A 13057-nucleotide genomic window follows, 5' to 3' on the forward strand; every position below is an offset into this window, starting at 1 on the left:
CTGGACTGCGGCGCAACCGGGGCCGCGCCGCAGCAGGATTTGCAGCGGACGGCCCCGGACCGGAAAGCTCTGACGTGCAACGACGCCGACTGGAGCCCGCATGCCGCACGAACTCGTCCACCTGACCGCCGGTGGCGTCTCGCTCGTCCTGGACTGCCGCGACGACGCGCTCCCCGCCGTCGTGCACTGGGGAGCGGCACTCGGCCCGCTCGACACCGACGCGCTGACGGCCCTCGCCGACGCCGACGTCACCCCGGTGTCCCCGAACGAGATGGACGACCCGGTCCGCCTGTCGGTGCTGCCCGAGCCACACCGGGGCTGGAGCGGTCGTCCGGGGCTCGCCGGGCACCGTGACGGCGCCGACTGGTCGCCGGCGTTCACCGTGACGTCGCTCGCGGTCACCGACTCCGCGGTCACCGCCGACGCCGAGGACACCGTCGCCGGGCTCACCGTCCGGGTGACCATCGAGATGCTCGGTTCCGGGCTCGTGCGGGCCCGCGCGAGCGTGACGAACACCGCCGACGGCGTGTACACCGTCGACGACCTGACGCTCGCGATGCCGATCCCGTCCGGGGCCCGCGAGATCCTGGACTTCGCCGGCCGCTGGGGCAAGGAGCGCACCCCGCAGCGCCGCGAACTCGTCGTGGGGACCCACCAGCGCGAGGGCCGGAAGGGCCGCACCGGCACCGACGCCGCGACCGTGCTGACGGTGGGGGAGCCGGGCTTCGGCTTCGCGCACGGCCGGGTCTGGGGCGTCCACACCGCCTGGAGCGGCAACCACCGGCACCACGCCGAACGGCTCGCCACGGGCCGCCAGGTCATCGGCGGCGGCGAACTCCTGCTGCCCGGCGAGGTCCGGCTCGGCACCGGTGGCACGTACGAGGGGCCGTGGGTGTACTTCGCCCACGGGGACGGCCTCGACGACCAGGCCCGACGGTTCCACCGCTGGCTCCGTAGCCGCCCGCAGCACCCGACGACGCCCCGCCCGATGACGATCAACGTGTGGGAGGCCGTGTACTTCGATCACGACCTGGCCCGCCTCGTCGACCTCGCCGAGCGTGCCGCGGCCCTCGGCGTCGAACGCTACGTGCTCGACGACGGCTGGTTCCGTGGCCGCCGCGACGACCACGCCGGCCTCGGTGACTGGTACGTCGACGAGGACGTCTGGCCGGACGGACTCGGCCCGCTGGTCGACCGCGTCCGTGCGCTCGGCATGGAGTTCGGCCTGTGGTTCGAACCCGAGATGGTGAACGAGGACAGCGACCTGGCGCGCGCCCACCCGGAGTGGATCCTGCAGGCCGACGGTCGGCTGCCCGCGCGTTCCCGCGACCAGCAGGTGCTCAACCTGGCGATCCCCGAGGCCTTCGACCACGTGCTCGAACGGATGACGGCGATCATCGGCGAGTACGCGGTCGACGCCGTGAAGTGGGACCACAACCGCGACCTCGTCGAGGCGGGGTTCCCGGGCGGTGGCGCAGCGGTCCACGAGCAGACCCTCGCCGCGTACCGGTTGATGGCGACGCTCGGCGAGCGCTTCCCGTCGCTGGAGATCGAGTCGTGCTCGTCGGGTGGCGGTCGGGTCGACCTCGGCGTCATCGAGCACACCGCGCGGGTGTGGGTGTCCGACGACATCGACCCGCTCGAGCGCCAGCAGATGCACCGGTGGACGCAGCAGCTCCTGCCGCCGGAGCTGCTCGGCTCGCACATCGCGAGCGGCCGGAACCACACGACCGGTCGCGTCCACGACCTCGCCTTCCGTGCCGGCACCGCCCTGGTCGGGCACCTCGGCATCGAGTGGGACCTGGCCGGCGCGACCGCCGACGAGTCCGCCGCACTGACGGAGTGGATCGCGCTCTACCGCGAGCTCCGCCCGCTCCTGCACGGCGGCGACCTGGTGCGCTCGGACGAGGTCGACGACGCGCGGCTCGTGTACGGCACGGTCGCGCCGGACCGGCAACGGGCCGTCTTCTTCCTCGCCAGCATCGGCCGCTCCGAGGTCTCCGGCACCGGCCGGGTCACCTTCCGCGACCTCGACCCCGACACGGCGTACCGCGTCGACCCGGTGGTCATCGGCGACGGCCACGACCTGGTGCGACCGGACTGGTGGTCCGGCCCGCGGGTGTTCAGCGGCCGGGTGCTCGGCACCGTCGGCCTGCAGCCGCCGCTCATGCCGGCCGACTGCGTGGTGCCGTTCCGGGTGACGGCCGTCTGACGGCGGGTGGTCGGGGCTCCCGGCCTGGAGGCCCGTCCCGCGTCGGGCGGGCCCGTCGCGGTCCGTCATCGGGTGCGTCCAGCCCGTTAGGCTTCCGGTCATGCCGCACTCCGGACACGCGACCCCGGTCTGGGCCCTCAAGCTCGCCGTCGTCACCGCCCTGGTGGGCGTCTCCGGCGGCATCGCCGGCATCGCGGTCTGGCTCGCGCTCCAGCTCATCCAGTTCGTCGCCTTCGGGTACGGGTTCGGCGGGCACCTCGAGGCCGCCGACGCATCGTCGGGCCTGAACCGGTTCCTCGCGCTCACCGCGGCCGGCGTCCTGACCGGGTTCGCCTGGTGGGCGCTCCGTCGGTGGGGGCGCTCGATCGTCTCGGTCACCGCGGCAGTCGACGGCAAGCGGATGCCGGCCCTGGCGACGCTCGCGAACGCCGGCATCCAGATCCTGGCCGTGGGGCTCGGCGCGTCCATCGGCAAAGAGGTCGCGCCGCGTGAAGTCGGAGCCTGGCTTGCTCAACTCGTCACCCGGCGTGCGGGGCTGACCGCACGCGAGACGAAGATCCTCGTCGCCTGCGGTGCTGCGGCCGGCCTCGCCGCCGTGTACGACGTACCCCTCGGTGGCGCGCTGTTCGCGGTCGAGGTCCTGCTCGGGGAGATCAGCTTCGCGACCGCCCTGCCCGCCTTCGCCACGAGTGCCGTCGCCGCCATCACCGCCCGGCTCGTGATCCCGGACGAGGTGCTGTACCACGTGCCCGCGATGCACCTGTCGCCGTCGCTGCTCGTCTGGGCGATCGTCGTCGGGCCCGTGCTGGGGCTCGCCGGGGTCGGGTTCGTCAAGCTGACCAACCGGCTGCAGGGCATCGCGCCGAAGGGCTGGCACCTGCTCGTCGTGCTGCCGGTGGTCTTCGCGATGGTGGGACTCATCGCGATCCCGTTCCCGGAGATCCTCGGCAACGGGCGGGCGCTCGGCCTCGTCGCGATGAACACCACGCTCGACGACGCCTCGTTCGCCGGCCTCTCGCCGATCGTCCTGCTGCTGCTGCTCGGTGTCCTGCGGACCGTGACCACCTCGGCCACCATCGGAGCGGGTGCGGTCGGTGGCACGCTGACCCCCTCGATCGCGATCGGTTCCGCGATCGGTGGCGGGCTGGGCGGTGCGTGGCTGCTGCTGTGGCCGGCCGACGGCCCGAGCCTGGCGGCCTTCGCCTTCGTCGGTGCAGCGGCCTTCCTCGCCACCACCATGCGGGCGCCGTTCACCGCCCTGGTGCTCGTCGTCGAGTTCACCCAGCAGGGCACCGACATCCTCGTGCCCTCGTTGCTCGCGGTGTCCGGCGCGGTCGCCGTCGGGTACGTGCTCGCGCGCCGCCGCAGCGCCCAGATGGTGTGAAGACCCCGAGCGTTCCGGCACGGACGGCTGCCCGGCGGCCTACAGTCGGCGCCAGGACGGAGCGACGGGCTCCGCACCGAGACGAGGAGCAGCCGATGGCGGGGTTCGACGACATCACGAAGAAGGCCCAGGAGTTCCTGAAGGACGGCAAGGTCCAGGACGCCCTGCAGAGCGAGAAGGCCGAGGGCATCAGCGACAAGGTGCTCGGCGGTGTGGCCGACGCGGTCAAGAAGGCCACGGGCGGCAAGTACGACGACAAGATCGACGGTGCCCGCGACGCAGCGGACAAGAAGATCGGCAACGAGTAGCGAACGACGGCAACGGCCCAGGACCCGGCGTGGTCCTGGGCCGTCGCCGTGCCGACTGGACGTGGTCGGGAACAACGGACACCATGGACGGGTTGCTCCGGACAGCAGCACCAGGAGGACGAGACGTGACAGTCGTGGCGCCGAACCAGCCGCTCACCGAGACCGAGGTCGAGGCGATCAAGCGGGACTTCCCGATCCTCGCGCAGGACGTGAACGGGCAGCCGTTGGCGTACCTGGACTCCGGGGCGACGGCTGAACGCCCGCGCCAGGTCCTCGACGCCGAGCGCCGGTTCCTCGAACACGACAACGCCGCCGTCCACCGCGGTGCGCACACGCTCGCGGCGCTCAGCACCGACGCCTACGAGGACGCCCGCGCCACCGTCGCCGGCTTCATCGGTGCCGCTGCCCCGACCGAGGTCGTGTGGACCGCGAACGCCACCGACGCCCTCAACCTCGTCGCCTACGGCATGGCCAACGCCAGCCGTGGCCGCGGCGGTGCCGACGCCGAGCGCTTCCGTCTGGGCACCGGCGACGAGATCCTCGTCACCGAGGCCGAACACCACGCCAACCTCCTGCCGTGGCAGGAGCTCGCCGCACTGACCGGAGCGACCCTGCGCTGGATCCCGGTCGCCGACGACGGCACCTGGACCGCCGACGACGCTGCGGCGCTGATCACCGACCGCACGAAGGTCGTCGCGTTCTCGCACGTCTCGAACGTCACCGGGATGATCGCCCCCGTCGAGCAGGTCGTCGGCCTCGCCCACGCCCGCGGCGCCCTCGTGGTGCTCGACGCCTGCCAGTCCGCACCGCACCGTCCCCTCGACGTGCAGCAGCTCGGAGTCGACTTCGCCGCGTTCTCCGGGCACAAGATGCTCGGCCCGAACGGCATCGGCGTGCTCTGGGGCCGTGCCGAGCTGCTCGACGCCCTTCCGCCGTTCCGCACCGGCGGATCGATGATCACCACCGTGACGATGGAGGGCTCCGAGTTCATGCCGGCGCCCGAGCGGTTCGAGGCCGGCACGCAGCCCGTGTCCCAGGCGGTCGCCCTCGCCGAGGCGGTCCGCTACCTGCAGGGCATCGGCATGGAACGCGTCCGTGCCCACGAGGAGCACCTCGCCCGCCGGATGCTCGACGGTCTCGCCGCCGTGCCCGGCATCCGCCTGGTCGGTCCGCCCGCCGGTGTCCCGCGCTCCGGCCTGGTCGCGTTCGACGTCGACGGCGTGCACGCCCACGACGTCTCGCAGTACCTCGACGCGCAGGGCATCGCCGTGCGTTCCGGCCACCACTGCGCCCAGCCCCTGCACCGCCGCCTCGGTCTGGTCGCCACCAGCCGCGCGAGCACCTACGTCTACACGACCGAGCACGACGTCGACCGGTTCCTCGCAGCCGTCGCCGAGATCCGCGACTACTTCGGAGCGACTGCGTGAACGCCCTCGACAGCCTGTACCAGCAGGTCATCCTCGACCACGCGAAGGCGCGTCACGGCGACGGTGCGATGCCCGACGCGGATGCCTCGCACTTCGAGCGGAACCCCACGTGCGGCGACGAGATCACGGTCAGCCTGCGGCTCGAACCCGGCACCGACCGCATCGCCGGGCTCGCTTGGCAGGGCGACGGCTGCTCGATCTCGATGGCGTCGGCATCGGTCCTCACCGACATGGCCGTCGGCCGCACCGTGCCCGAGTTCCTCGCACTGACCGAGGAGTTCCGCACCATGATGCGCTCGCGCGGTGTCGGTGAGCCCGACGAGGACGTCCTCGAGGACCTCGTCGCCTTCCACGGCGTCTCCAAGTTCGTCATGCGCGTCAAGTGCGGCATGCTCGCCTGGGTCGCGGCGGAAGCCGCCGCGCGCGAGGCGACCGCTTCCCGCTGACCCGTGTGCGGCCACGCAAGGGGCGCGATGATAATCGAGACGGAGCGACCCGGCGCAGGCCGGGCCGACGCGATCGTGCGGGCCTACCTGACGGAGGTCGCGTCGCGGTGGTACGGGCGGGTGGCGACGCCGGCCGAGGTCGATCGGGCGCTCGACGAGGAGCCGTACGACGACCTGCAGGGGGACTCCGGGGTGTTCGTCGTCGCGAGTGACGGGGAAGCCGCTGTCGCCTGCGCCGGCGTGCGCTTCGTGGGTGCCGTCGGCGAGCTGACGAAGGTGTTCACGCTGCCGGAGCACCGCGGCCGAGGCGTCGGTTCGGCGCTCCTGCGCCACGTCGAGGACGTCTGCCGGGGACGCGGGATCACGTCGCTGCGGCTGGACACCCGCGCTGAGCTCGCCGAGGCCTGTGCGCTCTACGAACGGCTCGGCTTCGTCCGGGTGGCGCCGTTCAACGACGATCCGTACTCCGACCGCTGGTACGCGAAGTCGCTCACTGCGGGGTAACGATCAGGCGATAGCGCCGATCTCGCGGAGCGCGTCGCCGACGGTGATGCGCTCGCCGCGTTCCTGCGCCCGTGCCCAGCGGGACGTCGCGAGCGCGACGGTGTCGTCGTCGAGACCGAGGAGCTCGTAGAGGCCGTCCAGCTCTCGGGGAACGAGGTCGGCGAGCGGCACGGGGAACTTCCGTTCGGGGCTCGCGTAGCTCTGCTGGGCGAGCTGTTCGAGCATCTCCGGGTCGGTCTCTCGCTGTTCCATGAGCAGGACGACGGTTCGTGACCGCGTCCCCATGAGGAAGGCGGACCGCACGTTCTCGTCCGGATCGGTCGCCAGTGTGATCTCGACGGAGAGGGGGAGGTCCTCTTCGCACGCGAGCTCCCAGCGCTGCGAGGTGTCCCCGTGGATCGCCGTGAGCATGTCGGGGTGGACGCCGAGGCCGCGCTCGCCGCGTTCCGGTCGCAGCGAGGTCGGGCGGGGGTCGTCCCCGACGCGGGCGGTGGGGAAGCCGACGCCCGTGTACACAGTGTGGGCGATCGGCAGGAACTGGAGCGCCTCGTGCAGTGCGGTCGCAGCGTCCTGCACCGCCGGAGCGGTCACGTCACCGTCGGCGGCCTCGATGGCGGTGGCGTAGTCGGAGAGAGCGGTGTGCTGCTGGTCGATGGCCCGGGCGAACATCTCCTTGCCCCTGGCGGTGTCGCCGAGGAGCCGTGGGTCCAGGTGCAGCGTGACGGCGCTCGGGTCCTGCAGGTGTCCTCGTGGCGTGCCACCGCCCGACATCGTGAAGCTGAAGGTCTCGTCGTCGGGCACGTCGGCATCGGTCACGTCGCTGACGCTACCGGCTCAGGGGAGCGTGACGACGAGCTTCCGGGCGGAGACACCGGCGCGGAGCTCGGCGAGGGCGTCCGGGATCGCGGCGAGTCCCGATCCGACGACGGACGCGGTCGGGGTGGCGCGGTACCTCCCGGTGCGGAGCGCCTCGGGCAGGAAGTCGCGGTAGATAGCTGGGCCGACCTCGGACTCCGTCGGGCGGCCGCCCCAGATCGCGGTGACGTGGACCCCGTGTCGGCGCTCGAGCCGCGCACGGATCGTCGTCACCGGTGTCGGGTACGCGGATGCGAGCCGACCGGAGCCGGTGGCTGCCCGGACGATCGGGAGCGTGCGGGTCAGCGAGCCCTGGCCGAAGGCGAGGGTGCCGGCGAGCTCCCGGTCGGCGAGTGCCTCGAGGATGCGGCGTGCGGCACCGTCGTCGCGGTAGTCGAACACGGCCTCGGCCCCGAGGTCCTGCACGAACCCGTGGTTCTTCGGCGATGCGGTGCTGATCACGGCGTACCCGGCGGCCCGGGCGAGCTGGACGGCGTTGGCGCCGACGCTCGTGGACGCACCCCACACCAGGACGACCCCGTCGCGATCGACCGCATCGGGCGTCGGGAGCGACAGCGCGAGCTGGTCCGGCTCGAAGAGACCTGCTGCGGCGGTCGAGACGGCGAGTGGCAGGACCGCTGCCTGCTCGGCGGGCAGGGCATCCGGAACCGGGGTCGTCACACGGTCGAGCAGCAGGACCAGGTGCTGGAAGGCGCCTTCGGCAGCACTGTTCCGGTGCTGTTCCTGCCCCGCGGCGTGCCCGACGACCCGGTCGCCCACGCGGAAGCGCTCGACGTCCGGGCCGATCGCGACGACCGTGCCGGCGACGTCCGACCCGAGGACCGCGGGGAACCGCAGCTTCGGGAACACCAGGTGCCGGAAGAGCCCGCCGACGGCGTCGACCGGGTTGACGGCGACCGCCTCGGCGCGGACGACGAGTTCGCCGGGGCCGGGCTGGGGGACCGGTGCGGGCCCGACGGTGAACCGCCCGGTCGACGTGGTCCAGAGTGCTGCGTTGCCCGATGGCGACATGGTGTCCCGATCTCTTGCTCGAAGTGAGTCATGACACGACGTGTCATCGCCCAGTCAACCATGACACGACGTGTCATCACCACTACTGTGGACACATGCGTTGGTCTCCGGATGCCCGAGGGCGACTCGAGCGTGCGGCGTTCGAGCTCTTCGCCGAGCAGGGCTACCAGGCGACGACCGTGCCGCAGATCACCGCACGGGCCGGCCTGACGACCCGCACCTTCTTCCGGTACTTCGCCGACAAGCGCGAGGTGATCTTCGCCGGTGACGAGATCCCCGACCTCGCCCGGGCCGCCATCCAGGGTGCACCGGCCGGGATTGACCCGCTCGACATCGTCGTGCACGGCCTCCGCACCGTCGCCGACGAGCGGTTCGAGGGGCGGCACGGCGAGGTCGGCTCGGTGCGGCGGCTGGTGCTGTCCGAGTCGTCGCTCCGGGAGCGCGACGCCCGGAAGCGCGCCGACCTGACGGACGCCGTGCGCGAGGCCTTCGTCCACCGCGGGCTCGATCCGTCCGAGGCGGCGGTCATCGCCGAGACGACCATGATGCTGTTCCACCTGGCCCTCGAGGCCTGGCTCACCGGACCGGCCGAGCGCCGGATGGCCGACGTGGTCGACGAGCAGCTCAGTGCACTCCGTGGGGTGCTCGATCGGCGGCCCGCAGCGTCATGAACACGTCGACGCCGTCCTCGGTGTCGAGCACGAAGCCGTGTCGTTCGTAGAGTCGGCGAGCCGGGCTGCCCACCAGCACGTTGAGCCGCGTCGGACCCTCGTGGGGCTCGTCGAGGACGGCGCGCAGCACGGTCGAACCGACTCCACGCCCCTGGACGTCGGGCGCGAGGTAGAAGTGCTCGACCCAGCGGACGTCGTCCTCGACCCGCACGGTGACCGACCCGACGTCGCGGCCGTCGACCACGACGATGCGGGTCAGCTGCGGCTGGAACGCGTCGCGGAGGCGCTGTCGGACGCGCGTCTCGTCGAACACCCCGAGGCGCATCAGGTCGTCGCGCAGCACCACGGCCCGGAGCTCGACGAGCCACTCGAGGTCCTCGGTGGTGCTGTCCCGCAGTGCGACGTCCATCCGCTCAGCCTACGAACCCCGCGAGGGTTCAGGCCTCACTGCGGAGCGACGTCACCATGCTCCGCAGGATCTGTCGGGCCTCGGTCTGCTGGTCTGCGGTCAGATCGGCGAGCATCCGCTGCTCGACCCCGCGGATCGCCGCACTCGCCTGCGCCAGGCTCCGTCGCCCGCTGTCGGTCAGCTGCGTGGGGAGCGCCTTGCCGACCGACGGTTCGGTGGCACGGGTGACGAAGCCGTCGCGCTCCAGGGTCTGCAGCAACACGTTCATCGACTGCCGGGTGACGAAGGTGCCTCGTGCGAGCTCGGAGTTCGACAGGCCGGGTCGCTGCGCGAGCAGCTCGAGGCAGGAGTAGTGCGTCACCGTCATGCCGAGCGGACGCAGCACGGCCTCCATCGACGCCCGGAGGGCGCTCGCCGTCTCCTTGAGCAGGTAGCCGATCGACGTCTCGAGGTGGATACCGGTGTCGTCTTGACGCATGTCAGTAGTCTGACATAACTTGTCCCGTGTCAGAAGACTGACACGTACCCAAGGAGCACTCCATGCCAGTCACCGGCCCCGACTTCATCTCCCTGCAGACCCGCGACCTCGACGCCTCGCAGGCGTTCTACGAGCGCTACCTCGGCCTCGTCCGCTCGCAGGCCGGCCCGCCGCACGCCGTCGTGTTCGAGACCACGCCGATCGCCTTCGCCTTGCGCGACCTGGTGCCCGGCACGGACCTCGACGCGGTGGCGCAGCCCGGCATCGGCGTCGCGTTCTGGCTGCACGCGACGGACGTGCAGGCGATCCACGACGCGCTGGTCGCCGACGGCCACCGGATCGTCTCGGCGCCGATCGACGGGCCCTTCGGTCGGACGTTCACGTTCGCCGACCCCGACGGCTACCACGTCACGCTCCACGACCGCGCCTGAGCCCTGGAACCGGCCACGCGCCCGGCGCGGGCGACGTGGCGGACGCGGGGCGGGCCTCCAGGCCGGTGCCGGAGCCGACCGTCACGCTTCGTCACGATCCGTGACGGTCGCAGGTGTCCGACGTAGCGTCTCGACCCGTGACCACCAGCAGCGAGCACCGGCAGATCCGCTTCAACGCGTTCGACATGAACTGCGTCGCGCACCAGTCCTCCGGACTGTGGCGGCACCCCCGCGACCGGTCGCGGGACTACCGCGACCTGACCTACTGGACGGACCTGGCGAAGACGCTCGAGCGCGGGGCGTTCGACGGCATCTTCATCGCGGACGTCCTGGGCACCTACGATGTGTACGGCGGCTCGAACGAGGCCGCGCTCCGCACCGGGTCGCAGGTGCCCGTGAACGACCCGATCCTGCTCGTGTCGGCGATGGCATCGGTGACCGAGCACCTGGGCTTCGGCATCACGGCCGGCACCGCGTACGAGCACCCGTACCCGTTCGCCCGACGCATGTCGACGCTCGACCACCTCACCAAGGGCCGGGTCGGCTGGAACGTCGTCACCGGGTACCTGCCGAGTGCCGCGCGGAACATGGGCCAGACCGACCAGCTGTCGCACGACGACCGGTACGACGTGGCGGACGAGTACCTCGAGGTCCTCTACAAGCTGTGGGAGGGCTCGTGGGAGGACGACGCCGTCGTCGCCGACCGCGAAGCCGGCGTCTTCACGGACCCGGCGAAGGTGCACCCGATCGAGCACCACGGCACGCACTTCGACGTGCCCGGCATCCACCTGTCCGAACCGTCCGTGCAGCGCACGCCCGTCATCTACCAAGCGGGCGCGTCACCGCGCGGCATCCGCTTCGCCGCGGAGAACGCGGAAGCGGTCTTCGTGGGCGCACCGACCGTCGAGCAGCTCGCGTCGACCGTCGCGAAGGTCCGGGACGCCCTGGAGGCAGCTGGTCGCGACCGGTACGCCGCCCGCGTCTACACGCTGCTCACCGTGATCACGGACGCCACCGACGAGCTGGCCCAGGCGAAGTACGAGGACTACCTGTCGTACGCGTCGGAGCTCGGTGCGCTGGTGCTCAACTCCGGCTGGATGGGCGTCGATCTGTCGCAGTGGGACCCGGACCAGCCCCTCGGCGACGTCGAGTCGAACGCGATCCAGTCGGCGGCGGCGAACATCGCGGCAGCGACGGGGGAGGACGGGTCGAAGTGGACGATCCGTGACCTGGCGCGGCAGACGGCGATCGGCGGGCTCGGCCCGGTGGCGGTCGGCGGGGGAGCGACGATCGCCGACCGGCTGCAGGAGATCCAGGAGCTCACCGACGTCGACGGCTTCAACCTGGCGTACGCGGTGACCCCGGGCACGTGGGAGGACGTCATCGAGTTCGTGATCCCGGAGCTCCGTGCCCGTGGGGCCTACCCGGAGGAGTACGAGCCGGGATCGCTGCGCCAGAAGCTGCACGGCCGCGGCGACCGGCTGCCCGACGAGCACCGTGGGGCGTCGTTCAGGATCGGGAGCCGGGCGGTCGTAGGCTGATCGGGTGATCGAGTCGTCCGTGGTCGTACGTCCTGCGACCCCGGACGAGACCGACACCTGCATCGACCTCTGGGCCGCGGCCGTGGCTGCCCGTGACGGTGCCGCCGAGGACCCGGCGGTGCGAGAGCGCGCGCGGCAGAAGTTCGCGGCGGAGCACGTCGCCTGGCTGGTGGCTCCCGGCCCGGACGGTGCGGTCGACGGCTTCGTGCTCGTGACGGCACCGGGCACCGGGCGGTCGACGGACCCGGCGGACGCCGCCTACCTGTCGTTGCTCGCGGTGCGTCCCGGGGTGCAGGCCCGCGGGGTCGGACGATCGCTGCTGTCCGAGGCGGTGCACGACGCCCGCGTCGCCGGACACCCCCGCGTCGTGCTGCACGTGCTCGGCGACAACGACCGGGCGGTGCGGCTGTACGAGGCGGGCGGCTTCGTGGCGACGGGCGACGAGTTCGCGCACGCGCTGAGCGGGGTCACCACCCGCGTGTACGTCGCGGGCTGACCCGGCCGACGCTGGCTCAGCGGGCTGACGCTGGCTACGCGTCCTGACCGCGCACCGGCGTCCACGTCGGGTAGGTCGCCGAGCGCCCGTCGCCGGACGACGTGCGGGTGATCCGGCGCTGCACCCACGGCAGGACGTACTCGCGGTAGTAGCGGAGTTCCTCGCCCAGACGGGTCCGGGCGGCACCGGGGTCCGCGGGCTCGACCGGCGCGGGGCCGTCCAGGACCGCGTGCAGCGCCAGGTCCGCGACGCGCTGGTGCCCGGTGGCGTTCATGTGCAGCCGGTCGTCCGACCAGAACTCCGCACGGCGCAGGTGCGGGTCGCGGGAGACGTCGACGAACGGCAGGCCACGGCGTCGGGCGAGCGTGCCGAGCGCTTCGGCCCAGGCATCACCGCGGCGGTTGATCAGGGATCCGAGGGGCAGGCGGGCGCTCGGGTCGGCCGGGCTGAGGAGTGCCAGGCGCGCCCCGGTGGCCTCGACGCGGTCGGCGGCGGCCTCGACCTGCCCGATCAGCGCGTCCACCTCGAAGCGCGGGCGCAGCAGGTCGTTGCCGCCGGCGCAGAAGGTGATCAGGGTCGGCGCCGGGTCGAGCGCGAGGGCGGCCTCGAGCTGGCCGTCGAGGACCCCGGCGAGCAGTCGGCCGCGCACCGCGAGGTTCGCGTACGAGACGTGGGCGTCCGAGGCTCCCGCCATCGCGCTCGCGAGTCGTCCGGTCCAGCCGGGGAACGGAGCGGGTCCGGCGTCGCCGATGCCCTCCGAGAAGCTGTCGCCGATCGCGACGTAGCGGATGGTGTCGTGCATGCGCCCATCATCGTGCACACGCCTGTGCAGGTTCCCGGTGGGCGACGCGAGCTTCGTCAGT

15 protein-coding genes are annotated in these 13057 nt (G+C 72.2%); 10 read left to right on the forward strand and 5 right to left on the reverse strand.

What is annotated here, in order from left to right:
• Positions 1–100: 100 nt before the first annotated feature.
• The 6 genes from BIU91_RS08480 to BIU91_RS08505 all read left to right on the forward strand — a co-directional run bounded on the left by BIU91_RS08480 (position 101) and on the right by BIU91_RS08505 (position 6281).
• A complete protein-coding gene (locus BIU91_RS08480; protein ID WP_071405053.1) occupies positions 101–2212 on the forward strand; it encodes an alpha-galactosidase in 2112 nt (703 codons plus the stop codon).
• A 100-nt stretch (positions 2213–2312) separates the two neighbouring features.
• Positions 2313–3596: a chloride channel protein gene (locus tag BIU91_RS08485; RefSeq protein WP_071405054.1), complete on the forward strand. Its 1284-nt coding sequence runs from the start codon at positions 2313–2315 to the stop codon at positions 3594–3596.
• A 95-nt stretch (positions 3597–3691) separates the two neighbouring features.
• Entirely contained in the window at positions 3692–3904 is a 213-nt protein-coding gene (locus tag BIU91_RS08490) for an Rv0909 family putative TA system antitoxin (RefSeq protein ID WP_071405055.1), read from the forward strand.
• 134 nt (positions 3905–4038) lie between these two features.
• Positions 4039–5331, forward strand: coding sequence for a SufS family cysteine desulfurase (locus BIU91_RS08495; RefSeq protein WP_071405056.1), 1293 nt, complete (start codon positions 4039–4041; stop codon positions 5329–5331).
• Entirely contained in the window at positions 5328–5777 is a 450-nt protein-coding gene (sufU, locus tag BIU91_RS08500; protein ID WP_071405057.1) for a Fe-S cluster assembly sulfur transfer protein SufU, read from the forward strand. The genes BIU91_RS08495 and sufU overlap by 4 nt, the downstream gene beginning before the upstream one ends.
• 27 nt (positions 5778–5804) lie before the next feature.
• Entirely contained in the window at positions 5805–6281 is a 477-nt protein-coding gene (locus BIU91_RS08505; protein ID WP_071405058.1) for a GNAT family N-acetyltransferase, read from the forward strand.
• A 3-nt stretch (positions 6282–6284) separates the two neighbouring features.
• Here BIU91_RS08505 and BIU91_RS08510 read toward each other — a convergent pair whose 3' ends face one another.
• Complete coding sequence (locus tag BIU91_RS08510; protein ID WP_071405059.1) at positions 6285–7097, reverse strand: hypothetical protein; 813 nt, start codon at positions 7095–7097, stop codon at positions 6285–6287.
• A gap of 18 nt (positions 7098–7115) precedes the next feature.
• The gene (locus BIU91_RS08515; protein ID WP_071405060.1) at positions 7116–8168 is read right to left on the reverse strand and encodes a zinc-binding alcohol dehydrogenase family protein; all 1053 of its coding nucleotides are present in this window, start codon (positions 8166–8168) and stop codon (positions 7116–7118) included.
• Between the two features lie 95 nt (positions 8169–8263).
• Here BIU91_RS08515 and BIU91_RS08520 point away from each other — a divergent pair, with 95 nt between their 5' ends.
• A complete protein-coding gene (locus tag BIU91_RS08520; RefSeq protein WP_071405061.1) occupies positions 8264–8839 on the forward strand; it encodes a TetR family transcriptional regulator in 576 nt (191 codons plus the stop codon).
• Here BIU91_RS08520 and BIU91_RS08525 read toward each other — a convergent pair.
• The gene (locus tag BIU91_RS08525) at positions 8793–9248 is read right to left on the reverse strand and encodes a GNAT family N-acetyltransferase (protein WP_071405062.1); all 456 of its coding nucleotides are present in this window, start codon (positions 9246–9248) and stop codon (positions 8793–8795) included. The genes BIU91_RS08520 and BIU91_RS08525 overlap by 47 nt on opposite strands.
• A 28-nt stretch (positions 9249–9276) precedes the next feature.
• Positions 9277–9726 carry a MarR family transcriptional regulator gene (locus BIU91_RS08530; protein WP_071405063.1) on the reverse strand — a complete coding sequence of 150 codons (450 nt, stop codon included), beginning with the start codon at positions 9724–9726 and terminating at the stop codon, positions 9277–9279.
• Between the two features lie 62 nt (positions 9727–9788).
• On the opposite strand from BIU91_RS08530, the gene BIU91_RS08535 reads away from it, so the two are divergent.
• The 3 genes from BIU91_RS08535 (at position 9789) to BIU91_RS08545 (ending at position 12194) form a co-directional block, all read left to right on the forward strand.
• Entirely contained in the window at positions 9789–10157 is a 369-nt protein-coding gene (locus tag BIU91_RS08535) for a VOC family protein (protein ID WP_071405064.1), read from the forward strand.
• 137 nt (positions 10158–10294) lie between these two features.
• Positions 10295–11698: an LLM class flavin-dependent oxidoreductase gene (locus tag BIU91_RS08540; protein WP_071405065.1), complete on the forward strand. Its 1404-nt coding sequence runs from the start codon at positions 10295–10297 to the stop codon at positions 11696–11698.
• 4 nt (positions 11699–11702) lie between these two features.
• The gene (locus BIU91_RS08545; RefSeq protein ID WP_071405066.1) at positions 11703–12194 is read left to right on the forward strand and encodes an N-acetyltransferase; all 492 of its coding nucleotides are present in this window, start codon (positions 11703–11705) and stop codon (positions 12192–12194) included.
• 34 nt (positions 12195–12228) lie between these two features.
• On the opposite strand, the gene BIU91_RS08550 is transcribed toward BIU91_RS08545, so the two are convergent.
• On the reverse strand, positions 12229–12996 hold the full coding sequence (locus BIU91_RS08550; RefSeq protein ID WP_084740901.1) for an SGNH/GDSL hydrolase family protein: 768 nt from the start codon (positions 12994–12996) through the stop codon (positions 12229–12231).
• Positions 12997–13057: the final 61 nt, after the last annotated feature.

The organism is Curtobacterium sp. MMLR14_002, assembly GCF_001864975.1.
In the GTDB taxonomy this organism is placed as follows: Bacteria; Actinomycetota; Actinomycetes; order Actinomycetales; family Microbacteriaceae; genus Curtobacterium; species Curtobacterium flaccumfaciens.

Excerpts from the sequence above, each read along its gene's own strand:
- BIU91_RS08550 (WP_084740901.1), bottom strand. The coding sequence starts at position 12,996 with ATGCACGACACCATCCGCTACGTCGCGATCGGCGACAGCTTCTCGGAG.
- BIU91_RS08515 (WP_071405060.1), bottom strand. The coding sequence starts at position 8,168 with ATGTCGCCATCGGGCAACGCAGCACTCTGGACCACGTCGACCGGGCGG.
- BIU91_RS08480 (WP_071405053.1), top strand. The coding sequence starts at position 101 with ATGCCGCACGAACTCGTCCACCTGACCGCCGGTGGCGTCTCGCTCGTC.
- BIU91_RS08525 (WP_071405062.1), bottom strand. The coding sequence starts at position 9,248 with ATGGACGTCGCACTGCGGGACAGCACCACCGAGGACCTCGAGTGGCTC.
- BIU91_RS08530 (WP_071405063.1), bottom strand. The coding sequence starts at position 9,726 with ATGCGTCAAGACGACACCGGTATCCACCTCGAGACGTCGATCGGCTAC.
- BIU91_RS08505 (WP_071405058.1), top strand. The coding sequence starts at position 5,805 with ATGATAATCGAGACGGAGCGACCCGGCGCAGGCCGGGCCGACGCGATC.
- BIU91_RS08535 (WP_071405064.1), top strand. The coding sequence starts at position 9,789 with ATGCCAGTCACCGGCCCCGACTTCATCTCCCTGCAGACCCGCGACCTC.
- BIU91_RS08490 (WP_071405055.1), top strand. The coding sequence starts at position 3,692 with ATGGCGGGGTTCGACGACATCACGAAGAAGGCCCAGGAGTTCCTGAAG.
- BIU91_RS08520 (WP_071405061.1), top strand. The coding sequence starts at position 8,264 with ATGCGTTGGTCTCCGGATGCCCGAGGGCGACTCGAGCGTGCGGCGTTC.
- BIU91_RS08485 (WP_071405054.1), top strand. The coding sequence starts at position 2,313 with ATGCCGCACTCCGGACACGCGACCCCGGTCTGGGCCCTCAAGCTCGCC.